Raw genomic sequence first — 24098 nt, 5'->3', positions numbered from 1 at the left:
TCATACGATACCTCGGCGGTGAACGCCAGATTGCCCCGGGCGCCCGCCTCCGGTTGCTGCGCGGGGTCGCCCGGTACGATCCATCGTGCGAAGACGGGGGCCCGCCGCGACAGGAGCCGCCCGCCCGATGCCGTCCGACGACCCCTCCGCCCTCGCCACCGATACGCCGAATGACCTGAAGCCGAACGCTGCGTCGCTCGCCTCGCCGTCCTACCGGCTGCCGGCGCTCGACCAGGACTTCCTCCTCGGCGATTCCACCCGTGGCGTCCGCTTCCTGCTCGAATATGCCAAGGCCGAGGAGGCGCTCCGGGCCTGGGGCGTGCGCTCCACCATCGTCGTCTTCGGCAGCGCCCGGGTCGGGCCGGGAACGCCCGGTGACAACGCCCCCGGCAACCATGCCCGCTGGTACGAGGCGGCACGTGCCTTCGGCCGCCTCGCCTCCGAGCGCGGCGGCGCGCTCGTCGAGCCGGGTAGCCTGCGCGATGGCCTGCGCGACAACGTCATCGCCACCGGCGGCGGCCCCGGCATCATGGAGGCGGCCAACCGCGGCGCCCGCGAGGCCGGCGCCCCCACCATCGGCTTCAACATCGCGCTGCCGCGCGAGCAGGAGCCGAACCCGTGGACGACGCCGGAACTCACCTTCCGCTTCCACTACTTCGCCATGCGCAAGATGCACCTCGCCATGCGGGCGAACGCGCTGGTCGTCTTCCCCGGCGGCTTCGGCACCCTCGACGAGCTGTTCGAGGTGCTGACGCTGCGCCAGACCGGCAAGTCGCCGCCCTTGCCGATCGTGCTGTTCGACGAGGCCTACTGGACGTCGGTGGTGAATTTCCCGCGGCTGATCGAGGAGGGCATGATCGAGCCCGCCGATCTCACGCTGTTTTCCTTCGCCGAGACGGCGGAGGAGATCTGGCAGTCGCTCCTGCGTCATGGCCTCGAGGAACTGCACCGCTGAGCCGGCGGCACCGGCGCCGGCGCGCCGGCGGACCGGCCGGGGCGCGCCGTCTGGCCGCGGTGCGGGGGGCCAGACCGTCGCCCGCCTTGACAGTCACGGCCGTCTCCCCTTCAACCGCGGCAGCGACCCGCAGCCCGAGGGAAGCCGCCGCTTGAACACGCAGCCCAGCCACCGCCCGATCCCCGCCGACCTGGTGGAGCGCGTGCTCGCCCGTCTCGGCGAGCGCTCCGTCGTGCTCGTCGGCATGCCCGGCGCCGGCAAGTCGACCATCGGCCGGCGCCTCGCGAGCCTGCTCCGGCTGCCCTTCGTCGACGCCGACCACGAGATCGAGCGCGCCGCGGCGATGACGATCCCGGAGATCTTCGAGAAGTTCGGCGAGGCGGAATTCCGCGAGGGCGAGAAGCGCGTCATCGCCCGCCTGCTCGAGGGCGGCCGGCAGGTAATCGCCACCGGCGGCGGCGCCTTCATGGCCGAGGAGACGCGCGCCGCCGTCCGCGCCCGCGCCGTCTCGGCGTGGCTGAAGGCGGACGTCGAGACCCTCATCGGCCGCGTCCGCCGCAAGTCGAACCGGCCGCTTCTTGCCGGCGCCGACCCGGAAGGGGCGCTGCGCCGCCTTCTTGCCGCCCGCGAGCCGGTCTACGCCACCGCCGACGTCACCGTGCAGTCCCGCGACGTCGCGCACGACGACGTCGTGGCGGCGCTGCTGGCCGCCCTCGCCGAGCCGGCCCCGGCCGGCACCACCCCGCATCGCGGAGACCGTCCGATGAGCCCCGCCCCTGCGCTCGCCCGCGACACTGTCGCCGGCGACGATCGCCGCGAGACCGTCACCGTCGGCCTCGGCGGCCGCGCCTACGACATCCTGATCGGCCGCGGCCTCGATGCCGGCGCCGAGATCGCGGCGCGCTTTCCGGGAGCGCGCGCGAGCATCGTCACCGACGCCACCGTCGCCGACCGCCACCTCGCCGCCTTCTCCGACAGCCTCGCCGCCGCCGGCCTCGAGCCGCACGCCATCGTCGTGCCGCCGGGGGAGGCTTCGAAGAGCTTCCGCGGCCTCGAGACCGTCGTCGACGGGCTGCTCGAGGCGCGGCGCGAGCGCGGTGACCTCGTGGTGGCGCTCGGCGGCGGCGTCATCGGCGACCTCGCGGGCTTCGCGGCCGGCATCGTGCGGCGCGGCATGCGCATGGTGCAGGTGCCGACGACGGTGCTCGCCCAGGTCGATTCCTCCGTTGGCGGCAAGACCGGCATCAACGCCCGCCAGGGCAAGAACCTCGTCGGCGTCTTCCACCAGCCGAGCCTGGTGCTCGCCGACCTCGACCTTCTCGCCACCCTGCCGGAGCGCCACCGCCGCGCCGGCTATGCCGAGATCGCCAAGTACGGACTGATCGACGATCCCGGCTTCTTCGCCTGGCTCGAGGACCACGGCGCCGACGTGGTGGCGCTCGGAGACGGTCTCGCCCACGCGGTGGCGACGAGCTGCCGGGCGAAGGCGCGCGTCGTCGCCGCCGACGAGCACGAGACCACCGGCGCCCGCGCCCTCCTCAATCTCGGCCACACCTTCGGCCACGCGCTCGAGGCCGGCACCGGCTACGGCGAGCGTCTCGTCCACGGCGAGGCGGTGGCGCTCGGCATGGCGCAGGCCTTCCGCTTCTCCGCCGCCCGTGGCCTCTGCTCCACCGACGACGCCGCCCGCGTCGAGCGCCACCTGCGCGGTGTCGGCCTGCCGACGCGGCTCTCCGACGTCCCCGGCGCGCTTCCCGACGACGAGGCGCTGCTCGCGCTGATGGCGCAGGACAAGAAGGTGGTGCGCGGCAAGCTCGTCTTCGTGCTCGTCACCGGCATCGGCGGCGCCTTCCTCGCCCGCGACGTGCCGGTGGAAGCGGTGCGGGACTTCCTGGCGCAGGAGCGGGCCATGGAGGGACCGCAGCAGTGAGCGACCTCGAGATCTGGCTCACCGCCGGCGGCATCCTCGCCCTGCTCGCCGTCTCGTTCTTCTTTTCCGGCTCCGAGACGGCGATGACGGCCGCCTCGCGCTCGCGCCTGCTGCAGATGGAGAAGGGCGGTGACAGCCGCGCCAGCATCGTCTCGCGCCTGATCCAGTCGCGGGAGCGGCTGATCGGCGCGCTGCTGCTCGGCAACAACATCGTCAACATCCTCGCCGCCTCGCTCGCCACCTCGATGCTGCTCGCCCTGTTCGGCGAGAGCGGCGTCGCCTACGCGACGATCGGCATGACGGTGATGGTGGTGGTGTTCTCCGAGGTCCTGCCGAAGACCTGGGCGATCGCCGATCCCGAGCGCTTCGCGCTGGCCGTGGCGCGGCCGATCCGCATCCTCGTCGCCGTGTTCGGCCCGGTGACGATGGCGATCGAGCTGCTCGTGCGCCATCTCCTGCGCCTCTTCGGCGTCAACGTCGACGACAAGACGGCGATCCTCTCCGCCCACGAGGAGCTGCGCGGCGCCGTCGATCTGCAGCACCTGGAAGGCGGCCTCGTGAAGGTCGAGCGCGACCGCATCGGTGGCCTGTTGGACCTCGCCGAGCTCGACGTCTCGGACGTCATGGTCCACCGCACCGGCATCCAGTCCCTCGACGCCGACGAGCCGCCGCAGCGGATCGTCGAGAACGTCCTGAAGAGCCCGCACACCCGGCTGCCGCTGTGGCGCGGCCAGCCGGAGAACATCGTCGGCGTGCTGCACGCCAAGGACCTGCTGCGGGCGCTCGCCGCCGTCGGCGGTGACGTCGGCCGGCTCGACCTCGCCACCATCGCGACGCCGCCCTGGTTCGTGCCGGACACCACCAGCCTCGCCGACCAGCTGGCGGCCTTCCTCAAGCGCAAGAGCCACTTCGCCCTCGTCGTCGACGAATATGGCGAGGTCCAGGGCCTCGTCACGCTGGAGGACATCCTGGAAGAGATTGTCGGCGACATCGCCGACGAGCACGACCTCGTCGTCCAGGGCGTGCGCCCGCAGGCCGACGGCTCGGTGGTGGTCGACGGCACCGTGCCGATCCGCGACCTCAACCGGGCGCTCGACTGGGACCTGCCGGACGAGGAGGCGACGACGGTGGCCGGCCTCGTCATCCACGAGGCACGCATGATCCCCGAGGAACGCCAGGCCTTCACCTTCCACGGCTTCCGCTTCCAGGTGCTGCGCAAGGACCGCAACCGCGTCGCGCTCCTGAAGGTGACGCCGCTCGGGGCGGGGGGTGTGGTGGCGCCGGCGCTGCCGGCCCTGCCGGCCCCGCCGGCCCGCGTCATGGGGTGAGAGCGGCCCGCGTCCTTGCACGGCGCCCTGCGCCGGCACCCTGCGGGCGCCAGCCCTCTCGTCCTTGCATCACCCTATCGGTAGTCATTCCCGGCCTTGTGCCGGGAACCCATTCCTCTCGCCAAGCACCGCCGCCAAGCGAGCGCTCCCCCGCGCGGCGGCTCGCATGGGTTCCCGGCACAAGGCCGGGAATGACTACGGAGAGGAGAGTGGTTGTGGGGGGAAACCCCAATGACAGTTCACCATTGCTCCTACCTTCGCCCCGGCTCTCCCGGTGCGCTCGCGTGCACGGCGAGGGCGTGCACCGGGCCGGCGAGCTCTTGGGCGAGGATGGCGTTGACGCGGCGGTGGCGGTCGAGCCGGCTAAGGCCGGCGAACTCGGCGGCCGTGACATACACGCGGAAATGGCTCTCGCCGCCGGGACGGTGGCCAGCGTGGCCGGCGTGCAGGTGCGACTCGTCGTCGACCGCCAGCGCCTCGGGCGATAACGCCGCCTTCAGCTTCGCCTCGATCGTCTCGCGCACGCTGGCCATCCCGATCTCCTTGTCCCGTTTGCCCTCGGGGGCCGACCGAGGCCGACCCGCCGCGAGCCTTGCGCGGAGCTGGCGGCGTGGTCAACCGGGACGTGAGCGTCGTCGAATCGTCGTCCTGTCGCCCCCGAATTGCCGCATCCGCCCCGCACCAAGGGCCTTGTTCCGGTCGGGCCGTTCACCACGGCAGGCGCGCGGCTTTGCCAAGCGCCGGGCCGATCGGCTATTGATCGGGTGTCCCAACCGGATGCCGTCTTCGACCCCCGGCGGCCGTGGCCGTCCCGAGCGCAGGAAGGAAGCGACCCGACGATGATCTCCGTCGTACGGATCGCGGCGATCGCCGTCGCGGCAGTCATCAGCCTGTTTGCGGGCCTGTTCTCCACGTCGGCGCGGGCCGACATCGGCGCCTATGTCGTCGTCGACGCCGCCTCCGGCGCGGTGCTGGCCGAGAAGAACATGTTCCAGGCCTGGTATCCGGCCTCGATCACCAAGCTGATGACCGCCTACGTCACCTTCCGCGCCATGCGCGAGGGACGGATCGGGCCGGACTCGCCGGTGAAGATCACCCAGAACGCCGCCTCCCGGCCGCCGAGCAAGATGGGCTTCAAGGTCGGCACGGTGCTGACCGTCGACACCGCGCTGAAGATCATCATCGTCAAGTCGGCGAACGACATCGCGGTGGCGCTCGGCGAGGCCGTCGGCGGCGGCTCCGAGGGCCGGTTCGTCGACATGATGAACGCCGAGGCCCGCCGCCTCGGCATGGTCGCCACCCACTTCGAAAACCCGCACGGCCTGCCCGACGACGCGCAGGTGACCTCGGCGCGAGACATGGCGGTGCTCGCCCGGGCCCTGCTGGCGGAGTTTCCCGAGCACCGGGACCTCTTCAGGATCACCGCCCTGCAGCTCGGCAAGCGCACCATCCGCACCCACAATCACCTGCTGGAGCGCTTCCGCGGCACCGACGGCATGAAGACCGGCTTCATCTGCAATTCCGGCTTCAACGTCGTCACCACCACCACCCGCAACGGCCGCACGCTGATCGCCGTTGTCCTCGGCGCCTATACCTCGGCCGAGCGCAACGAGTTCGCCGCCATGCTGCTGACGAAGGCGTTCGGCGAGCCGGCGCTGCGGCGTGGCACGCTGGCGACCCTCGCCCCCCCGGCGGTGACGCCGGCGCCGGTGAGCGTGCGCGACTACACCTGCGGCGCCAAGCGCAAGCAGCGTCAGCAGACCGCCGCTGCTCCCGCCCCCGCCGGCGAGATGGAGGATGACGACGGCGTCATCGCCGAGGCCGGCAACCGGCTCATCGTCGCCAATGCCGCCGGCGCGGCCGCACCGGCGAAGCCGAAGAGCTATCTCGAGGCGCGCTTCTCGACGATGGCACCGGTGCCGATCAAGCTCGGCGGCGCCACCGGCACGGCCGTCGCCGTCGCCGTGCCGATGCCGCCGGTCCGCCCGCGGAGCGGCCCGGAGGCCACCCCCGGCCCCGATCCGGCGACCCTGATGGCGCTGGTGCCGCCGACGGAGGTGGGGACCGCCCTGCCGGTCGCCAGCACCGCTCCGCCCGCCCCGGTCGTGCCGGCCGCCACCGCGCCGCCGCCGCCCCCCCTGGCCGAGCCCTTGCCGGGCGTGCCGCAGCCGCAGGCCCCCGGCCTCGGCTCGATCGCCTCGGCCGCGCAGCCGGGCGTGTCGGTGCCGCTGTCGCTGATCCCGACGACGGCGCCGGCTGACGCTGCGCCCGCCGCCACGGCGCCGGCGGCCGCGCCGGTGCTCGGGCCGCGGCAGCCGCAGAACTGATGATGTCCGCCGACGACGCCATCGGCGTTCCCGCGGCCCCCGTAGCGGACACCGACGCGGGCGCGGCCGGGCCATCGCGGGCGCGGCGCGCGCCGATCCCGGTGACGATCCTCACGGGCTTCCTCGGCGCCGGCAAGACGACGCTCCTGAATGCGCTCCTGAACGATCCGGCGCTGAAAGAGGCTGCCGTCATCGTCAACGAGTTCGGCGACGTCGGCATCGACCACCTGCTCGTCGCCGCCTCATCCGACGGCATCATCGAGCTTTCCTCCGGCTGCCTGTGCTGCACCGTGCGCGGCGAACTGGTGACGACGCTCGAGAACCTCCTGCGCGGCCTCGACAACGGCCGCATCGCGACGCTGTCGCGGGTGGTCATCGAGACCACCGGCCTCGCCGATCCGGCGCCGGTGATGCACGCGATCATGCTGCATCCCTATCTCGTGCAGCGCTTCCGCCTCGACGGCGTCGTCACCGTCGTCGATGCCCTGAACGGCGCGGCGACGCTCGACGCCCACGAGGAGGCGGTGAAGCAGGCGGCGGTGGCCGACCGGCTGGTGCTGACGAAGACCGACATGGCGGGCGGCGCGGAGGCCGGTGCCGCGCTCCGCCGCCGCCTCCAAGCCCTCAACCCGGCGGCGCCGATCCTCGAGGCGGCGCGGGGCGAGGCGACCGCCGAACGCCTGCTCGATTGCGGTCTCTACGACCCGAAGACGAAGATCGCCGACGTCGCCCGCTGGCTCGCGGCGGAGGCCTATGGCCGGCCGGGGCAGGGCGGGACGCACGATCATGGCGGCCACGACCACCACGATCACGACCATGATCACGGATCACATGACCACCACCACGACGGTCACGTCGCTGCGGCTGGCCACGATCATGATCACGGATCACAGGGCCACGGGCACGGCCACGGCCACGGGCACCACGATCACGTCCACGACGTGAACCGCCACGACGCGCGCATCCGGTCGTTCTCGCTGATCACCGACCGGCCGATCCCGATGGCGACCTTCGACATGTTCCTCGACCTGCTGCGCTCGGCACACGGGACGAAGCTATTGCGGATGAAGGGCATCGTCGGCATCGCCGAGGATCCGGACCGGCCGCTCGTCATCCACGCCGTGCAGCACGCGATGCACCCGCCGACGCAGCTGCCGTCGTGGCCGGGCGGCGACCGCCGCACCCGCCTCGTCTTCATCACCTGCGACCTGCCGGAAGCCTTCGTGCGCGGCCTCTTCGACGCCTTCACCGGCGTCATCGCGCCCGACCGCCCGGACGCGGCGGCGATGACGAACAACCCGCTGGCGATCCCCGGCTTCCGGGCCTGAGCCGCGGCGGCTGCGTCAGGCGGACCGGGCCGCGATCGCCTCGGCGAGCGCGACCGTGCGTGCCGCCATCTCGGCGTGCAGCCGCTCCACCATCCGTCCGCCGAGCGACAGCGCACCCTTGCCGGCGTTCTCCGGCAGCGCGAAGGCGTCGACCAGCGTGCGGGCGAACGCGACCTCCGCCGGGTCCGGCGAGAAGGCGCGGTTCGCCGCCTCGATCTGGTTCGGATGGATCAGCGTCTTGCCGTCCATGCCGAGCTCGACGCCCTGCTGGCATTCCGCCGCGAAGCCCTCGGCATCGTCGAGCCGGTTGTAGACGCCGTCGATCACGTCGAGGCCGAAGGCGTGGCCGGCCGCCACCGCGTCGGCGAGCCAGTGCAGCATCGGCGCCCGGCCGGGCACGAGGCGGACGCGGGTGTCCTTGGAAAGATCATTGGTGCCGAGCACGAAGGCGGCGAGCCGCGCCCCCTCGGGTGCGCGCCGCGCCGCCGCCACCGCCAGCGGGTCGAGGGCGGCGCGCGGCGTCTCGATCATCGCCCACAGCGCGATCGATCGGGCCGCGCCGAATTCCGTGAGCGCCCGGTCGACGGCGAAGACGTCCTCGGCGGTCGACACCTTCGGCACCAGGATGGCGTCGGGCGCCGCTGCAGCGGCAGCGGCGAGGTCGTCCTCGCCCCAGGGGGTCGACATCGCGTTGATGCGCAGGATCACCTCGCGGCCGCCGAAGCCGCCGGCCTTCACCGCCTCCGCCACCTGCGCCCGCGCGGCCGCTTTGGCGTCGGGGGCGACGGAATCCTCGAGGTCGAGGATGATGGCGTCGGCCGGCAGGGTGCGCGCCTTCTCGATGGCGCGGGCGTTGGAGCCGGGCATGTAAAGGACGCTACGGCGCGGGCGGATGGTCATCGGCATCTCCGGCTGGACGGTTCGTCGCGGCGGCGCCGCTTTGCGGGTCGGCGCCATTCTGCCAGTGTCCGGCCGCGGCGCGAGAGGCAGGGAGGTCGCACTTTGGTCGAGGTTGGGGGCGGGACGGCGGACGTCGTCATCGTCGGGGGTGCCGCCGTCGGCGCCGCGGTCGCCTATTTCCTGAAGGCCGAGATGGGCTTCCCCGGTCGCGTCGTTGTTGTCGAGCGCGACCCGACCTATGCGCGCTCGGCGACGACCCTGTCGGCCGCCTCGATCCGCCAGCAGTTCTCGACGCTGGAGAACGTCCGCCTGTCGCTGTTCGGCGTCGACTTCATCCGGACGCTGAAGGCGCGCTTCGGCGCGGACGCCGACATCGGCTTCCGCGAGGGCGGCTACCTCATCCTCGCCGGCACGGCCGACGGCGCGGCGGTGCTGGCGGCGAACCACGCCGTGCAGGCCGCCGAGGGCGCCGACACCGTGCTCTACGATGCCGCCGGCCTCGCGGCGCGCTTCCCCTGGCTCGCCACCGACGACCTCGCCGCCGGCTGCTTCGGCCGCAGCGGCGAGGGCTGGTTCGACGCCCACATGCTGTTGTCGCTGCTCAGGACCGGTGCTCGTGCCGCGGGCGCCGAGTTCCTCCACGGCACCGTCGCCGCGATCGAGCGCGAGGGCGCCCGCGTCACGGCCGTCCGCCTCGCCGACGGCCGCCGGATCGCCTGCGGCAGTCTCGTCAACGCCGCCGGCCCGCAGGCGGGCGATGTCGCGGCGCTCGCCGGCCTCACGCTCGGCGTCGAGCCGCGCAAGCGCTCGGTCTTCGTCTTCCGCTGCCGGGACGAGGTGCCGGGCCTGCCGCTCCTGGTCGACCCCTCGGGCGTCTATGTGCGGCCGGAGGGCGAGGCGTTCATCTGCGGCGTCTCCCCGCCGGAGGAGGAGGACGGCCGCGCGGCCGACGACGACTTCGAGCCCGACTACGCGCTGTTCGACGAGGTGATCTGGCCGGCGCTCGCCACCCGCGTGCCGGCCTTCGAGGCGATCCGCTTCGAGCGTGCCTGGGCCGGCCACTACGACTACCACACCCTCGACCAGAACGCCGTCGTCGGCCCCCATCCGGAGGTCGGCAACTTCCTGTTCGCCAACGGCTTCTCCGGCCACGGCCTGCAGCACGCGCCGGGCGTCGGCCGCGCGGTGGCGGAGCTCATCGCCACCGGCGGCTGGCGGACAATCGACCTCTCGGTGTTCGGCTACGAGCGCGTGGCGGCGGGTCGGCCGCACTTCGAGCAGGCGGTGATCTGAGGGCAGGCGACCCGCTGCAAGCGCCGGCGTCCTGCCTTCCCGAGCGGCATCAGTAAACGCGCTCGAATACATCACTTCTGATCATTTCCTAGCGTGTTCGCCGCCGACTACGCTTGCGATGCCCCCGCGGGGCTCGGGGGCTCAAGTCGAAACAGCGATCATCGCGCCTCGGCGGGGCCGAGACGTCGGCGACGACTTCGCAAACAACAACAGACCCCGAGGAAACGTCGGATGAAACACCGGATCACGTTGCCGCGCCGCGACGTGCTGAAGCTCGGCGCCCTCGGCGCCCTGGGCACGCTCATCGCCGCCGGGACGCTCGACAAGGCCGGGGCGCAGTCGCCCAGCGTCGAGAACGTCATGTCGAACCTGAAGGAGATCAAGTTCGGCAACTACAATCCGAACTACGCGGCGCAGTGGCCGTTCCGGCTGGCGCAGGCGCTCGGCTACTTCAAGGAAGTCGGCATCGAGGACTTCGAGATCATCCAGAGCGAGGAGTACATCCCCGGCCTGATCGGCGGCAGCCTCGACCTGACGCACGGCGACACCAGCAACTTCATCGGCGCCGCCGTGGCGAGCGGCGTGCCGCTCACCATCATCGAGATCTACCGCGATCAGGAGTGGTGGATGATGGGTGTCGGCAAGGGCATCAACACGATCGAGGACCTCAAGGGCAAGAAGGTCAGCGGTGGCCAGCTCGGCGCCCGCAACACCTGGGTCCTGAAGCAGATCATCAAGAAGCTCGGCCTCGATCCCGAGAAGGACGTCGAGTTCGTGCCGACGTCGGGCGGCTCCGACGGCAGGCTCGGGGCGATCATCGCCGGCAACATCCACGCCACGATCCTGTTCCCGCGCCACCGCAAGGGCCTCGAGGAGAACGGCGGCCAGTTCCTGTCGATCGAGCTGACGCCGTCGCCGCAGGAGGCGATCTGCGCGACGGGGGACTGGCTGGCGAAGAACGAGGACGCCGCCTACGCCTTCGTGCGCGAGGACATCCGCGCCCGCCAGTGGCTGATGAAGCCCGAGAACCAGGAGAAGGCCTACCAGATCATGATCGACCTCGGATACGACATCCCGCCCGCCTTCCGGGCGCTCTACCAGGAGGAGATCGACCAGATCAGCCCGGACGGCGGCTTCGACAGCGTCCAGGTGATGCAGGCGTTCATGGACCAGGTGGCGCTGACCGGCGACGTGCCGGCGGGGGTCGACTGGCGCAAGTACATGGACATGAAATACGTCTGGGCCGCCCAGGAAGCCCTCGGCCTGCCGAAGCGCCCGCCGTCGATGTGAGTGGCGCGCCCGGCGATTTCGCGGCCGCCTCGAATTGAAACGCCGACCCTCCCCTCGTGGGAGGGTCGGGCCGCCGAAGGCGGACCGGGGAGGGCGCCGTCGGCGCAGCCGGCGGCGTGCGACGGTGCGACAGTCTCAGATGTCGTACCGCCGCGCTTTTCGCGGCGGACCCCTCCGGCCGGCTTCGCCGGCCACCTCCCCTGCGAGAGGGGAGGGGAACGCGCTACGCGGCCTCCGCCTCCCAACCCCTCTCCATCCTTTGGCGGGTTGCGCGGGCGCGGCCCCGCGACCTACCCTGCGAGCTTCCGCCGCACGGTCCGCCGCTGCGGCGTCATCCGAGCGCGCCGATGCGAGGCGTGCCGCCACCGGAGGAAGCTTCCCCCATGCTGACGACACCCTCGAAACTGGCGCGACTGCGCTCCACCGTCCTCGCCGCCGTCGCCGGCGCGGCGCTGCTCGCCGCCGGCACCCAGGCGGCCCGCGCCGAATTCATCAATGTGCTGACCGGCGGCACCTCGGGCGTCTACTACCCGCTCGGCGTGGCGCTGACGAAGATCTATGCGGAATCGATCCCCGACGCGCGGCCGACCGCGCAGGCCACCAAGGCCTCGGTCGAAAACCTCAACCTGCTCGACAGCGGCAAGGGCGAGATCGCCTTCACGCTCGGTGACTCGCTCGGCCTCGCCTGGGCGGGCGACGCCGACGCCGGCTTCAAGAAGAAGCTCGAGGGCCTGCGCACGGTCGCGGCGATCTATCCGAACTACATCCAGGTGGTCGCCTCGCAGGAATCCGGCATCAAGACGCTCGCCGACCTGAAGGGCAAGCGCGTCTCCGTCGGCGCGGCGAAGTCCGGCACCGAGATCAACGCCCGCGCCATCCTCGGCGCCGCCGGCCTCAGCTACGACGACCTCGGCAAGGTCGAGTACCTGCCGTTCGCCGAGTCGGTCGAACTGATGAAGAACCGCCAGCTCGACGCCACCCTGCAGTCGGCCGGCCTCGGCGTCGCCTCGATCCGCGACCTCGCGAGCTCGGTGCCGATCACCGTCGTCGAGGTGCCCGCCGCCGACGTCGAGAAGATCGGCCTGCCCTATGTGGCGGTGACGATCCCCGCCGGCACCTACAGTGGCCAGGAGGCCGACGTGTCGACGGCCGGCGTGCAGAACTTCCTCGTCACCCGCGCCGACCTGTCGGACGACCTCGTCTACGCGATGACGAAGTCGATGTTCGACCACCTCGACCAGATGGCCGCCGCGCACTCCGCCGCGAAGGGCATCACCATCGAGGGCGCCGCGAAGGACTCGCCCGTGCCGCTCCACCCGGGCGCCGAGCGCTTCTACAAGGAAAAGGGCGCGATGTGAGGTGAGGGGGGCAGTCGCTCGTCCCTCCCCTGCCAGGGGGAGGGCGGTTGGTGCTGAGGTGTCCCTCCCCTGCCAGGGGGAGGGACAGGCGACCGCAGGTCGCCAGGGTGGGGCTCGTCAATCCCGCCCACCACCCCATCGAGGTCGAGCCTCTGATCGACAGGCCCCACCCTGACCGCTTCGCGGTCTGTCCCTCCCCCTGGCAGGGGAGGGACGGGCGTTGCGACTGGACGGCCTTGGGAGAGCGTCGCCGATGACCACCGCCACCGCCGTCACCACCGCGGCGCCGCCGCTCGACGAGGCGACCGTCGAGGGGCACCTGCCGGGGTTCGGGCTGAATGCCGCCGGGCGGGTGCTGTTCCTCATCGCCATCGCCTTCTCGCTGTTCCAGCTGTGGACCGCCGCCTACGCGCTCTTGCCGAGCCAGGTGGTGCGCTCGGTCCACGTCGGCTTCCTGATGCTGCTCCTGTTCGGGCTGGCGGCGGAGGGCTGGCCGACGAAGCCTGCGCTGCGCTGGCTCTTGTGGGCCCTCGGCATCGTCGGCTTCCTCGTCGGGCTCTACCACTGGCGCTACCACGACGACCTGATCATCCGTGCCGGCGACCCGACGGAAGCCGACATCTATGTCGGCCTCGTCGCCATCGCGCTCGTCTTCATCGCCGGCTGGCGGCTGATGGGGTGGGCGCTGCCGATCATCTGCGGCATCTTCCTCGCCTACGGCCTGTTCGGGCAGTACCTGCCGGCGCCGCTCGACCACCGCGGCTACGACCTCGCCCAGATCGTCGATGCCCTCTTCCTCGGCACCGAGGGCCTCTACGGCACGCCCACCTACGTGTCGTCGACCTACATCTTCCTGTTCATCCTGTTCGGCGCCTTCCTCGAGCGCGCCGGGATGATCCAGCTCTTCAACGACATCGCCATGGGCACGGTCGGCCACACCCGTGGCGGCCCGGCGAAGGTGTCGGTGGTGTCGTCGGCGCTGATGGGGACGATCAACGGCTCCGGTGTCGCCAACGTCGTCACCACCGGCCAGTTCACGATTCCCTTGATGAAGCGCTTCGGCTACCGGCCGGCCTTTGCCGGCGCCGTCGAGGCGACCGCCTCGATGGGTGGCCAGATCATGCCGCCGGTGATGGGGGCGGTCGCCTTCATCATGGCCGAGACGCTCGGCGTCCCCTATGCCGACATCGTCACGGCGGCGATCGTGCCGGCCTTCCTCTACTTCTTCACCGTCTTCATGATGGTCCACCTCGAGGCCGGCCGGCTGAACCTGCGCGGCATCGCCAAGGAGGACTGCCCGTCCGCGCTGGGCGCGCTGCGTCGCCAGTGGTTCCTGATCCTGCCGCTCGCCGCCCTGGTCTGGCTGTTGTTCTCCGGCTACACGCCGCTGTTCTCCGGCACCATCGGCCTCGCCTTGACGGCGCTGATCATCCTCGGCCTGCCGCTCGCCGCCCGGCTCGGGGCGCTGCCGTTCAGGATCGTGTTCTGGATCGTCATCGGGCTTGCCGCCTCGACCTTCCTGCGCTTCGGCGTCGATGCGCTGGTGCTGCTCATCATCGCCATGCTGGCGGTCAACGCCTTCTACCGCGGCGGCCGCGAGACGCTGTCGGCGGTGGTGCACAGCCTCGCCGACGGCGCCCGCAACGCGCTGCCGGTCGGTGTCGCCTGCGCGCTCGTCGGCGTCATCATCGGTGTCCTCAGCCTCACCGGCGCGGCGTCGACCTTCGTGCGCGTCGTCGTCTCGGTGGGCGAGAGCTCGCTGTTCCTGTCGCTGGTGCTGACGATGATCACCTGCCTCGTCCTCGGCATGGGCATCCCGACGATCCCGAACTACATCATCACCTCGTCGATCGCCGGACCCGCGCTGCTCGAGCTCGGCGTGCCGCTGATCGTCAGCCACATGTTCGTGTTCTACTTCGGCATCATGGCCGACCTGACGCCGCCGGTGGCGCTCGCCGCGTTTGCCGCCGCACCGATCGCCAAGGTCAGCGGCATGAGGATCGGCATGAACGCCATGCGGGTGGCGATCGCCGGCTTCGTCGTGCCGTTCATGGCGGTCTACGCGCCGGTGCTGATGCTGCAGGAGGGCGGTGCGCTCGCCGAGGCGATCGGCTTCTGGCCGGCGGTGGTCTACGTCTTCGCCAAGGCGATCGTCGCGGTGTCGCTGTGGGCGGTGGCGGCAATCGGCTACGGGATGACACCGGTCGCGTGGTGGGAGCGGATCTGGGCGTTCGGCGCGGCGGCGTTCCTGGTGGTCAGCGTGCCGATCAGTGACGAGATCGGCTGGGCCGGCTGCATCGCCTTCGCGGTCTGGCACGTCTGGCGCAGCCGCACGGCGGTGCGCCGCGCCACCGGCCCGACCGCCACCGGCCCATCGACGACGCCGTGAGCGCGCTCTGCCTCGCCGGCGGCGGCGAGGTGTTGCGGGTGGCGACGCTCGCCTTCACGCTCGTCTGGACCCACACCATCGAGCACACCGCCTGGGAGGAGGACTGGCGCGTCGAGCCCGCCGCCCTCGTCCTCGTCGAGGCGCGCATCAAGGGCACCGGCGCCGGCATGGAGCCGCCGGACGACGCCCGCTTCGACGGCACCTGGTGGCGATGGATGCCGGGGCTCTCCGTGCCCGCGGTGACGCTGCGGCGGGCGCCGGAGGCGGGCGACTGGCGCCTTTGTGTGGAGGGGGCGTGCCGGCCCATCGGCGAGATCCTGCCGCCTGCGGCCGACCCCGTGACGCTGAAGCCCTGCCCCTGAAGCGGAACGATCGGCCAGGCGGCCCGTTCAGTGGCCGGGGGGCTGCTCGACGGAACAGGGAGGGTGCGATGATGCAAGGCGCAGGGCCGGTATCAATGGGGTTGACGTGGTCGGTCGAGGAGCTCTGGTGGCTGAAGGCGCTCGCCGCTGAGGGTGCGCCGGCCGAGGCGATCAGCCTGAAGCTCTCCCGCCCCGCCGCCGAGGTGTCCGCCCGGGCGGCCGAATACGGTCTGACGCTGAAGCGCGCCCGCTGAGCGTCGGGCCCGTCCGGGAGGCCTGACCGGATTTTGGGCAGCCGCGATGATCCCGTGGCGCCCGCGACGGCGGCGATATAACGTCCGCCGGTTCGCCGGCCCGGTCCGGCCGCCGGAAGGACGTGAGCGCGCCATGCGGAAGGTCGATCCGCGACTGTCGGAAATCGTCGACGCCGAGGCGCTGTCGCGGGAGCTCAGGGCGCTCGCCGATGCGAGCGCCGAGCGCGACGTGCGGCCGAAGCTGGTCGCCCGCCTCAAGGAGGTGCGCAAGGAGGCGCTCGCCCGCGCCGAGGCGATGCTCGCCGTCGACGGCAGCGGCGCCGCCTGCGCCCGCCGGCTGTCGCACCTGCAGGACGTCATCATCCGCGAGCTCGCGACCATCGCGGTCGAGCGCGTCTACCGCGCCGACAACCCGTCGAAGGGCGAGCGCATCGCCATCATGGCGGTCGGCGGCTACGGCCGAGGCACGCTGGCGCCGGGCTCCGACGTCGATCTCCTGTTCCTGCTGCCCTACAAGCAGACGGCCTGGACCGAGAGCGTCATCGAGTTCGTGCTCTATGCGCTGTGGGACCTGCGCCTGAAGGTCGGCCACGCGACGCGCACCGTCGACGAGTGCATCCGGCTCGCCCGCACCGACATGACGATCCGCACCGCCGTGCTGGAGGCACGCCACCTGTGGGGCGACGCCGGCCTCGCCGATTCGCTGCTGGTGCGGTTCGATTCAGAGGTGGTGAAGGGCACGGCGGCGGAGTTCATCGCGGCCAAGCTCGCCGAGCGCGACGAGCGCCACCGCCGCCAGGGCCGCTCGCGCTACCTCGTCGAGCCGAACGTCAAGGAGGGCAAGGGGGGCCTGCGCGACCTCAACACGCTGTTCTGGATCGCCAAGTACTTCTACCGCGTGCGCCGCGCCGGCGACCTCGTCGAAAAGGGCGTGTTCACGCGTGGCGAGTACAACCTCTTCCGCAAGGCCGAGGACTTCCTGTGGGCGGTGCGCTGCCACATGCACTTCCTCACCAGCAAGGCGGACGAGCGGCTCTCCTTCGACATCCAGCGCGAGATCGCGGTCCGCCTCGGCTACACCAGCCACCCGGGCCTGCGCGACGTCGAGCGCTTCATGAAGCACTACTTCCTGGTGGCGAAGGACGTCGGTGACCTGACGCGCATCTTCTGCTCGGCACTGGAAGACGAGCAGGTGAAGCAGGTCACGGGCCTCAACCGCTTCCTGCGCTCGATGCGCCGGCGGCGGGCGGCGCTCGCCGACAGCACCGACTTCGTCGTCGACCACGACCGCATCACCATCGTCGACGACGGGGTGTTCGAGCGCGATCCGGTCAACCTCGTGCGCATCTTCCACCTGGCCGACAAGCACGCGCTCGCCTTCCACCCGGATGCGATGCGGCTGATCCGCCGCTCGCTGAAGCTGATCGACCACGACTTGCGCGAGGACGCCGAGGCGAACCGGCTGTTCCTGGAGATCATGACCTCGCGGCGCGAGCCGGAGATCGTGCTGAGACGGATGAGCGAGGCGGGCGTGCTCGGCCGCTTCGTGCCGGACTTCGGCAAGGTCATCGCGATGATGCAGTTCAACATGTACCACCACTACACGGTGGACGAGCATCTCCTGCGCTGCATCGGCATCCTCTCGGAGATCGAGCGCGGCGACCGCTCCGACGAGCATCCGCTGACGACCCGCCTCGTCGACGCCATCCAGAACCGCCGCGTCCTCTATGTGTCGCTGTTCCTGCACGACATCGCCAAGGGCCGCCCGGAGGACCATTCGACGGCCGGCGCCAAGGTCGCGCGAAGGCTGTGCCCGCGCCTCGGGCTGACGGCGGCGGAGACCGAGACGGTCGCCTGGCTGATCGAGACGCACCTCGTGATGAGCATGACCGCGCAGTCGCGCGATCTCTCCGACCCGAAGACGATCGCCGATTTCGCCCGCATCGTGCAGTCGCCGGAGCGGCTGAAGCTGCTGCACATCCTCACCGTCTGCGACATCAAGGCGGTCGGGCCGGGGGTATGGAACGGCTGGAAGGCGCAGCTCCTGCGCACGCTGTTCTTCGAGACCGAGCAGGTGGTGGCCGGCGGCCATACCCGCCAGTCGCGCGAGCAGCGCGTCAACGACGCCAAGGCCGAGCTCGCCCGGGCGCTGCCGGACTGGCCGAAGGCCGAACTCGACGCCTATCTCGAGCGCCACTACCCGGCCTACTGGCTGCGCGTCGATCTCGAGCGCAAGCGCGAGCACGCCACGCTGATCCGCTCCGCCGATCGTCGCCGGCAGCGCCTCGCCGCCACCGCCGCGATGCTCGCCGACCGCGACGCGGTCTGCCTCAACGTGCTCGCGCCCGACCATCCGCGGCTTTTGTCGGTGGTGTTCGGCTGCTGCACCGCCGCCGGCGCCAACATCGCCGACGCCCAGATCTTCACCACCACCGACGGGCTCGCCATCGATTCGATCTCGCTGTCGCGCGAGTTTCCCGATGATGCGGACGAACTCCGGCGGGCCGAGCGCATCACCGCGCTGATCGAGCGGGTCGTCGCCGGCAAGGAGCCGATGCCCGAGCGGCCCGCCCGCCGTGTCGGCACGGTCGCGCCGGCGAAGACCTTCCACGTCGAGCCGGAGGTGCTGGTCGACAATGCCGCCTCGGACCGCTTCACCATGCTGGAGGTGTCGGGCCTCGACCGGCCGGGCCTGCTCTACGAGCTGACGCGCGTCATCGCCGACCTGAGCCTCAACATCGCCTCGGCCCACATCGCCACCTTCGGCGAGCGCGCCGTCGACGTCTTCTACGTCACCGACCTGATGAACCATAAGGTCACCAACGCCAACCGCCAGGCGGCGATCCGGCGGCGGCTGACGGCGGTGTTCGAGCCGCGCCCGCCGGCCGCCGAGACGCGGCCGCGCGAGCGCCGCGCGCTCGCCGCCGAATAACCGTCAGACCCGGCCGCGCCGCGTGAGCCTCCTCAAGAACTTCGCCACCGTCGGCGGGCTGACGCTGTCGAGCCGCGTGCTCGGCTTCGTCCGCGACAGTTTCCTCGCCGCGGCGATCGGCACCGGCGCGGTGGCCGACGCCTTCGTCGTCGCCTTCCGCCTGCCGAACCTGTTCCGCCGACTGTTCGCGGAGGGGGCGTTCTCTTCCGCCTTCGTGCCGCTGTTCGCCGGCAAGCTCGAGGCGGAGGGCGAGGCGAGCGCCAAGCGCTTCGCCGAGGAATCGCTGTCGGCGCTCGGCCTCGCGCTCCTCGTGCTCACCGTCGCGGCCGAACTCGGAATGGCGGCACTGGTGTTCGTGCTGGCGCCGGGCTTCGCCGACGACCCGGCGAAGTTCGACCTGACGGTGCTTCTGAGCCGCATCGCCTTTCCCTACCTGCTGCTCGTCTCGCTGGTGTCGCTCTATTCCGGCGTCCTCAACGGGCTCGGCCGCTTCGCCGCCGCCGCCTTCTCGCCGGCCCTCCTCAACACCGCGCTGATCGCCGCCCTCGCGGCCGTGTTCCTGCTCGGCTACGAGGGGACGACGATGGCCGGCGTGCTGCTCGCCGGGGGCATCACGCTCGGCGGCGTCCTGCAGCTCGGCCTTTTGCTCTTCGCCCTCGCCCGCGCTGGCTTTCCGATCGCGCTCCGACGCCCGCGCTTCACCGAGGGGGTCAAGCGCCTCGCCGTGCTGGCGGGTCCGGCCGTCATCGCCGGCGGCGTCGTGCAGATCAATTCGGTGGTCGGCACGATGATCGCGTCCACCCAGGCGGGCGCCGTCTCCTGGCTCTATTTCGCCGACCGCGTCTACCAGCTGCCGCTCGGCATCGTCGGCATCGCCGTCGGCGTCGTGCTTTTGCCCGATCTCGCCAAGCGCGTGCGGGCCGGCGACATCGCCAGCGTCAACGCCAGCCAGAACCGCTCGATGGAGTTCGCGATGGCGCTGACGCTGCCGGCGGCCGCTGCGCTGACGCTGTTCGCCCTGCCGATCACCATCGGGCTGTTCCAGCGCGGCGCCTTCACCGCCGAGGACAGCGTCGCCACCGCCGCCGCGCTCGCCGCCTTCGGCGCCGGCCTGCCCGCCTTCGTGCTGACGCGGGTCTTCCAGCCGGCCTTCTTCGCCCGCGAGAATACCCGCACGCCGATGGTCTATTCGGCGATCACGGTGGCGGCGAACGTCGTCATCAGCCTCGCGCTGTTTCCGCTGATCGGCTACGTCGGCGTGGCGATCGCCACCTCTGCCGCGAGCTGGCTCAACGTCGCGCTGCTCTACTGGGGCCTGCGCAAGGGCGACCTCTACGCCGCCGATGCGCGCCTGAAGCGCACGATGGTGCGGGTGCTGGCGGCGGTGGCGGTGATGGTCGCGGTCCTCTATGGGGCCGAATACCTGCTCGCGCCCTGGTTCGCCGCCGGCAGCCTCCAGCGCCTCGGGGCGCTGGCCGCCTTCGTCGGCGTGGGCGGCCTCGCCTATGCGGTGGCGGCGATCGCCTTCGGCGCGGTGAGCCGCTCCGACCTCCGCCGCGTGCTGAAGCGCGGCCGCTAGGTAGGCTGGTGCGATCCAGAGTCAATATCGGCCGCCGTTGAACAAGAAGCTGCCATAATCCTTTCTCGATCATTGCCGTGAAATCGCAGATCGCAGGGGAAACTTGCCTCGGCGGCCGAGGCAACTTCGCCTCATCTCGCGCGTTGTTGAAACAGGAGGGGGTGGGCCGCATGCGGCCCACCCCCGTTTCATGAACGACCGGAGATCCGCCATGCGAAACTTCACCAAGGTCGCGGCGTTTGGAGCGGTGGCGCTCTTCGCCGTGGCGACGACCGCCCCGATTCCCGCGACGGCCGATGAAGGCGACTTCCTCTCTCGCTTCGAGACCGACTGGACGGGTGGCGGCAAGGTGCTACGCCGCGCCAACGAGGGGCCGTGGAACGTCACCTGCACGATGACGCAGGACCTCGGGCCGAACGCGATCGACATCGGCGGCAACTGCCGCGCAGCCGTGTTCGTCAACAAGCGGATCGGCGCGAAGCTGACCATCGACCCGGCGACAGGGGTCTATTCGGGTACCTACATCGGCGCCTCGGAGGGGCCGGCGACGCTGTCCGGGAAGCGGAACGGCGACACCCTGACGCTGACGATCACCTGGGCGGAGCCGATCAACGGCGACGACAAGGCGACGATGATCATCCGCAATCCGGGAGACGGGACCATGAGCATCCAGGTTCTGGACAAGGACGGTGCGGGCGGCCCGACAGTGACCACGTCGGATCTCAGCTTCCGCGCGGCCTGACGCCCACCTCTGCGTTCGACCGAAAGCCGGCGGCACCCCCGCCGGCTTTCGTGCGTCAGGCGCCGGCCGCCATCGCCCGCAGCGCCTCCGCCGTCTCGGTGTCCGCCGGGAAGAAGGCCTCCACGGCGATCTCCGCCAGGGTCACATCGACCGGCGTGCCGAACACGGTCGTCGTCGAGATGAACGACAGCGGCCCATTCGCCGAGTCGAGCACCATCGGCACGCAGACCTCGCCCCCGTCGGCCCCCGTGGTGCGGCCGGGCGTTCCGCGCGGCATCGGGTAGGCCCGCAGCTCCTCCATCAGCGCCGCGAGGCCCGCGTCAGCCGTCGCCTCCACCTGCCGGTGCAGGCGCGCGAGGATGTGGGCGCGCCAGGCGGCAAGGTTGCGGATGCGGCGCTGCAGGCCGTCGGGATGCAGGCTGAGACGCAGCACGTTGCACGGCGCAGCGACGAGCGCCGGATCGACGCCCACGATCAGCGGCGCCACGGCGCGGTTCGCCGCGACCATCGTCCAGTGGCGGTCGACGGCAAGCGCCGGAAAGGGTTCGTGGGCGGTGAGCACCGTCTCCACCGCCCGGCGGGCGCTGGCGAGCGACGGCGCGTCGAATGGGCGCTCTGGAAAGGCGGGGGCATAGCCGGCCGCGAGCAGCAGGAGGTTCTGCTCGCGCAGCGGCACCTCGAGGCGCTCGGCGAGCCGCAGCACCATCGCCCGGCTCGGCAGCGACTTGCCAGTCTCGACGAAGCTCAGGTGCCGCGACGAGATGCCGGCGTCGAGGGCGAGGTCGAGCTGGCTCAGCCGCCGCCGCTGCCGCCATTGCCGCAGGAGCGAGCCGAAGCCGGGCTCGGCGGAGGCCCGGGGGTTGGCGGTGGTGCCGCCGTCGCGATCGGTGTGGAGCGTCGTCATGACGGCACCCTAGCCGCCTGGCGCCGGTGCGCCCATGACCTCCGAGGTCATCGATCCGGGGCGCGGGCGGGGCGAGGCTCGTGTCGTTCGCGGCCGGCACCCCCGCCGGCCGCCTCGACAGGAGCCACACCGATGTTCGCCTCGATCTCCCGCGATCCCGTCCGCTTCCTGCGCGCCGTCCTGGCGGCCGATGCCGTCTCCGCCGGCGCCATGGGCGTGTTGCTGCTCTTCGCCCCCGCGGTGCTGCTCGACCTGCTCGGCCTTCCAGCCTGGCTGACCCACGGGGCGGGGCTGGCGCTGCTGCCGTTTGCGGCCTTCGTCGGCTGGGTGGCGAGCCGTCCCGTGCCGCCGCTCGCCGCGGTCTGGACCGTCGTCGCGCTCAACGTCGCGTGGGTGATCGAGAGCGTGGTGACGGTCGCCGGCGGCTTCGTGACGGCGACGCCGCTCGGCGTGGCGTTCGTCCTCGTGCAGGCGGCGCTGGTTGCTGCCTTCGCCGCGGTGCAAATCGCGGCTCTCCGACAGTCGTCGCTGCGAGCCGCCTGAGCCCGGCGGCCCCGGATCGCGTCGCGGCCATGCGCACACGAAAAGGCCCGGCTGCCGTGGGGCAGGCCGGGCCTCGGAACCGTCGCCAGCCCGCGGCGTTTCAAGCCGCGGTGCACCGGAACAGTCAGGTCAGCAGGTGGTCTTGACCGTCTTGGTGTCCGGACGGTTGCCCGGCCGGTCGACCTTCGTGACGGTCTTCTTGCAGTTCACGTTGTTGTTGTTCCGATAGTTCGGCACCACGGCGATGCCGGGAGCAATCGCGAGGCCAGGAGCCACCACGATGCCGACACCGTTGTTGCGGTTGTTCTGCGTCTTGTAGGTGGTCTCTTTCTTGACGACGACCTTGTCCGCCAGGGCGGAACCGGCCGAGAAGCTGGCGCCGGTGATGGCGAGAGCGACGGCGATTGCGGACGTGGCGAGCATCTTCATGGGAATTCTCCGTTGTTGTGGTCGGAAAACTTCCGGGCTCGCGAGTTGGTTCCCGCTGGCGCTGTCGCAGCCCCCGCCGGTCTCTGCCGCGCCTGGCAGCCGCGGCCGGCCGCCTTGCGTCCCCGGGCCGCCTCCGCCATAACCCGCCGGCCTCGCAAACCGCTCCGGACCGCCCGCCCCATGACGATCTTCGCCCCCCGCGTGTTCTCCGGCGTGCAGCCGACCGGCAACCTCCATCTCGGCAACTATCTCGGCGCCATCGTGCGGTTCGTGGCGCTGCAGGACACGCACGAGTGCCTCTATTGCGTCGTCGACCTGCATGCGATCACGGTGTGGCAGGACCCGGCCGAGCTGAAGCGGCAGATCCGCGAGGTCACCGCCGCCTTCATTGCCGCCGGCATCGACCCGAAGGCCCACATCGTCTTCAACCAGAGCCAGGTCTCGGCCCACGCCGAGCTCGCCTGGATTTTCAACTGCGTCGCCCGCATGGGCTGGCTCAACCGCATGACGCAGTTCAAGGAGAAGGCCGGCAAGGACCGCGAGAACGCCTCCGTCGGGCTGTTCGCCTATCCGAACCTGATGTCGGCCGACATCCTCGCCTACAAGGCGACGCACGTGCCCGTCGGCGAGGACCAGAAGCAGCACCTCGAGCTCGCCCGCGACACCGCGGCGAAGTTCAACCACGACTATGCCGAGACGATCGCGGCGCTCGGCCACGGCGACGCCTTCTTCCCGCTGCCCGAGCCGCTGATCCAGGGCCCGGCGACGCGGGTGATGAGCCTGCGCGACGGCACCAAGAAGATGTCGAAGTCCGACCCCTCGGACTATTCGCGCATCAACCTCACCGACGACGCCGACGGCATCGCCCAGAAGGTGCGCAAGGCTAAGACCGATCCGGAGCCGCTGCCCTCCGAGCCGAAGGGCCTCGAGGGCCGGCCGGAGGCCGACAACCTCGTCGGCATCTATGCGGCGCTCGCCGGAACGAGCCGCGACCAGGTGCTGGCCGAACACGGCGGCGCGCAGTTCTCCGCCTTCAAGCCGCTCCTCGCCGAGCTCGCGGTGGAAAAGCTCGCGCCGATCGCCGGCGAGATGCGGCGCCTCCTCGCCGATCCCGCCTACATCGACGGCGTGCTCGGCGACGGTGCCGAGCGGGCGGCGGCGATCGCCGATCCGATCCTCGCCGACGTCAAGGACGTCGTCGGCCTGCTCGCCAGCCGCCGCCGCTGAGGCGTCGACGCGACCTCCCGCCTCGGGG

The 24098-nt window shown here is 71.2% G+C and carries 20 protein-coding genes; 16 read left to right on the top strand and 4 right to left on the bottom strand.

Annotation, left to right across the window (positions count from 1 at the left end):
- Nucleotides 1-127: 127 nt before the first annotated feature.
- From RUR49_RS15665 to RUR49_RS15655, 3 genes are all read left to right on the top strand, one after another.
- Nucleotides 128-955, top strand: a complete 828-nt coding sequence (locus RUR49_RS15665; protein ID WP_409147322.1) for a TIGR00730 family Rossman fold protein — start codon at nt 128-130, stop codon at nt 953-955.
- A 151-nt stretch (nt 956-1106) separates the two neighbouring features.
- Nucleotides 1107-2885 (top strand): 3-dehydroquinate synthase, encoded by a 1779-nt coding sequence (aroB, locus tag RUR49_RS15660; protein ID WP_409147321.1) that lies wholly within the window; start codon nt 1107-1109, stop codon nt 2883-2885.
- Nucleotides 2882-4213 (top strand): HlyC/CorC family transporter, encoded by a 1332-nt coding sequence (locus tag RUR49_RS15655; RefSeq protein ID WP_409147320.1) that lies wholly within the window; start codon nt 2882-2884, stop codon nt 4211-4213. Before aroB ends, RUR49_RS15655 begins: the two co-directional genes overlap by 4 nt.
- Nucleotides 4214-4464: 251 nt before the next feature.
- Here RUR49_RS15655 and RUR49_RS15650 read toward each other — a convergent pair whose 3' ends face one another.
- Nucleotides 4465-4746 carry a BolA family protein gene (locus RUR49_RS15650; RefSeq protein ID WP_409147319.1) on the bottom strand — a complete coding sequence of 94 codons (282 nt, stop codon included), beginning with the start codon at nt 4744-4746 and terminating at the stop codon, nt 4465-4467.
- 306 nt (nt 4747-5052) lie between these two features.
- On the opposite strand from RUR49_RS15650, the gene RUR49_RS15645 reads away from it, so the two are divergent.
- Both RUR49_RS15645 and RUR49_RS15640 read left to right on the top strand, forming a co-directional pair.
- Entirely contained in the window at nt 5053-6540 is a 1488-nt protein-coding gene (locus RUR49_RS15645) for a D-alanyl-D-alanine carboxypeptidase family protein (RefSeq protein ID WP_409147318.1), read from the top strand.
- Complete coding sequence (locus RUR49_RS15640; protein ID WP_409147317.1) at nt 6540-7868, top strand: CobW family GTP-binding protein; 1329 nt, start codon at nt 6540-6542, stop codon at nt 7866-7868. Before RUR49_RS15645 ends, RUR49_RS15640 begins: the two co-directional genes overlap by 1 nt.
- A 15-nt stretch (nt 7869-7883) precedes the next feature.
- Here RUR49_RS15640 and RUR49_RS15635 read toward each other — a convergent pair whose 3' ends face one another.
- Nucleotides 7884-8774: an HpcH/HpaI aldolase/citrate lyase family protein gene (locus tag RUR49_RS15635; RefSeq protein WP_409147680.1), complete on the bottom strand. Its 891-nt coding sequence runs from the start codon at nt 8772-8774 to the stop codon at nt 7884-7886.
- A gap of 96 nt (nt 8775-8870) precedes the next feature.
- On the opposite strand from RUR49_RS15635, the gene RUR49_RS15630 reads away from it, so the two are divergent.
- The 9 genes from RUR49_RS15630 (at nt 8871) to RUR49_RS15590 (ending at nt 20967) form a co-directional block, all read left to right on the top strand.
- Entirely contained in the window at nt 8871-10061 is a 1191-nt protein-coding gene (locus tag RUR49_RS15630) for an NAD(P)/FAD-dependent oxidoreductase (RefSeq protein WP_409147316.1), read from the top strand.
- A gap of 231 nt (nt 10062-10292) precedes the next feature.
- The gene (locus RUR49_RS15625) at nt 10293-11351 is read left to right on the top strand and encodes an ABC transporter substrate-binding protein (RefSeq protein WP_409147315.1); all 1059 of its coding nucleotides are present in this window, start codon (nt 10293-10295) and stop codon (nt 11349-11351) included.
- A gap of 383 nt (nt 11352-11734) precedes the next feature.
- Nucleotides 11735-12709, top strand: coding sequence for a TAXI family TRAP transporter solute-binding subunit (locus RUR49_RS15620; RefSeq protein WP_409147314.1), 975 nt, complete (start codon nt 11735-11737; stop codon nt 12707-12709).
- 253 nt (nt 12710-12962) lie between these two features.
- Nucleotides 12963-15098 carry a TRAP transporter permease gene (locus RUR49_RS15615; RefSeq protein WP_409147313.1) on the top strand — a complete coding sequence of 712 codons (2136 nt, stop codon included), beginning with the start codon at nt 12963-12965 and terminating at the stop codon, nt 15096-15098.
- On the top strand, nt 15095-15460 hold the full coding sequence (locus RUR49_RS15610) for a DUF1850 domain-containing protein (protein WP_409147312.1): 366 nt from the start codon (nt 15095-15097) through the stop codon (nt 15458-15460). Before RUR49_RS15615 ends, RUR49_RS15610 begins: the two co-directional genes overlap by 4 nt.
- 68 nt (nt 15461-15528) lie before the next feature.
- Nucleotides 15529-15714, top strand: coding sequence for a hypothetical protein (locus tag RUR49_RS15605; RefSeq protein ID WP_409147311.1), 186 nt, complete (start codon nt 15529-15531; stop codon nt 15712-15714).
- Between the two features lie 133 nt (nt 15715-15847).
- The gene (locus tag RUR49_RS15600; RefSeq protein WP_409147310.1) at nt 15848-18646 is read left to right on the top strand and encodes a [protein-PII] uridylyltransferase; all 2799 of its coding nucleotides are present in this window, start codon (nt 15848-15850) and stop codon (nt 18644-18646) included.
- Between the two features lie 22 nt (nt 18647-18668).
- Nucleotides 18669-20225 carry a murein biosynthesis integral membrane protein MurJ gene (gene murJ / locus RUR49_RS15595; RefSeq protein WP_409147309.1) on the top strand — a complete coding sequence of 519 codons (1557 nt, stop codon included), beginning with the start codon at nt 18669-18671 and terminating at the stop codon, nt 20223-20225.
- 211 nt (nt 20226-20436) lie between these two features.
- The gene (locus RUR49_RS15590; protein ID WP_409147308.1) at nt 20437-20967 is read left to right on the top strand and encodes a hypothetical protein; all 531 of its coding nucleotides are present in this window, start codon (nt 20437-20439) and stop codon (nt 20965-20967) included.
- Between the two features lie 55 nt (nt 20968-21022).
- Here the strand turns inward: RUR49_RS15590 and RUR49_RS15585 are convergent, their stop codons facing one another.
- Entirely contained in the window at nt 21023-21871 is an 849-nt protein-coding gene (locus RUR49_RS15585; protein ID WP_409147307.1) for a helix-turn-helix domain-containing protein, read from the bottom strand.
- Nucleotides 21872-22003: 132 nt separating this feature from the next.
- Here RUR49_RS15585 and RUR49_RS15580 point away from each other — a divergent pair, with 132 nt between their 5' ends.
- On the top strand, nt 22004-22414 hold the full coding sequence (locus tag RUR49_RS15580; RefSeq protein WP_409147306.1) for a hypothetical protein: 411 nt from the start codon (nt 22004-22006) through the stop codon (nt 22412-22414).
- Between the two features lie 129 nt (nt 22415-22543).
- Here the strand turns inward: RUR49_RS15580 and RUR49_RS15575 are convergent, their stop codons facing one another.
- Nucleotides 22544-22843 (bottom strand): hypothetical protein, encoded by a 300-nt coding sequence (locus RUR49_RS15575; protein WP_409147305.1) that lies wholly within the window; start codon nt 22841-22843, stop codon nt 22544-22546.
- A 180-nt stretch (nt 22844-23023) separates the two neighbouring features.
- Between RUR49_RS15575 and trpS the strand changes: the two genes are divergently transcribed.
- Nucleotides 23024-24070, top strand: coding sequence for a tryptophan--tRNA ligase (trpS, locus tag RUR49_RS15570; RefSeq protein WP_409147304.1), 1047 nt, complete (start codon nt 23024-23026; stop codon nt 24068-24070).
- The last annotated feature ends 28 nt before the right edge of the window (nt 24071-24098 follow it).

Origin of the sequence: Pseudoxanthobacter sp. M-2 (genome assembly GCF_046156265.1) — a bacterium.
Taxonomy (GTDB): Bacteria; Pseudomonadota; Alphaproteobacteria; order Rhizobiales; family Segnochrobactraceae; genus CAMDHY01.
The sequence above is the reverse complement of the archived record's forward strand: the minus strand, read 5'-3'. Positions and strand labels throughout refer to the sequence as shown.

Excerpts from the sequence above, each read along its gene's own strand:
- RUR49_RS15665 (WP_409147322.1), top strand. The coding sequence starts at position 128 with ATGCCGTCCGACGACCCCTCCGCCCTCGCCACCGATACGCCGAATGAC.
- RUR49_RS15650 (WP_409147319.1), bottom strand. The coding sequence starts at position 4,746 with ATGGCCAGCGTGCGCGAGACGATCGAGGCGAAGCTGAAGGCGGCGTTA.
- RUR49_RS15645 (WP_409147318.1), top strand. The coding sequence starts at position 5,053 with ATGATCTCCGTCGTACGGATCGCGGCGATCGCCGTCGCGGCAGTCATC.
- RUR49_RS15640 (WP_409147317.1), top strand. The coding sequence starts at position 6,540 with ATGATGTCCGCCGACGACGCCATCGGCGTTCCCGCGGCCCCCGTAGCG.
- RUR49_RS15635 (WP_409147680.1), bottom strand. The coding sequence starts at position 8,774 with ATGCCGATGACCATCCGCCCGCGCCGTAGCGTCCTTTACATGCCCGGC.
- RUR49_RS15625 (WP_409147315.1), top strand. The coding sequence starts at position 10,293 with ATGAAACACCGGATCACGTTGCCGCGCCGCGACGTGCTGAAGCTCGGC.
- RUR49_RS15620 (WP_409147314.1), top strand. The coding sequence starts at position 11,735 with ATGCTGACGACACCCTCGAAACTGGCGCGACTGCGCTCCACCGTCCTC.
- RUR49_RS15615 (WP_409147313.1), top strand. The coding sequence starts at position 12,963 with ATGACCACCGCCACCGCCGTCACCACCGCGGCGCCGCCGCTCGACGAG.
- RUR49_RS15605 (WP_409147311.1), top strand. The coding sequence starts at position 15,529 with ATGATGCAAGGCGCAGGGCCGGTATCAATGGGGTTGACGTGGTCGGTC.
- RUR49_RS15600 (WP_409147310.1), top strand. The coding sequence starts at position 15,848 with ATGCGGAAGGTCGATCCGCGACTGTCGGAAATCGTCGACGCCGAGGCG.
- RUR49_RS15590 (WP_409147308.1), top strand. The coding sequence starts at position 20,437 with ATGCGAAACTTCACCAAGGTCGCGGCGTTTGGAGCGGTGGCGCTCTTC.
- RUR49_RS15585 (WP_409147307.1), bottom strand. The coding sequence starts at position 21,871 with ATGACGACGCTCCACACCGATCGCGACGGCGGCACCACCGCCAACCCC.
- RUR49_RS15580 (WP_409147306.1), top strand. The coding sequence starts at position 22,004 with ATGTTCGCCTCGATCTCCCGCGATCCCGTCCGCTTCCTGCGCGCCGTC.
- RUR49_RS15575 (WP_409147305.1), bottom strand. The coding sequence starts at position 22,843 with ATGAAGATGCTCGCCACGTCCGCAATCGCCGTCGCTCTCGCCATCACC.
- trpS (WP_409147304.1), top strand. The coding sequence starts at position 23,024 with ATGACGATCTTCGCCCCCCGCGTGTTCTCCGGCGTGCAGCCGACCGGC.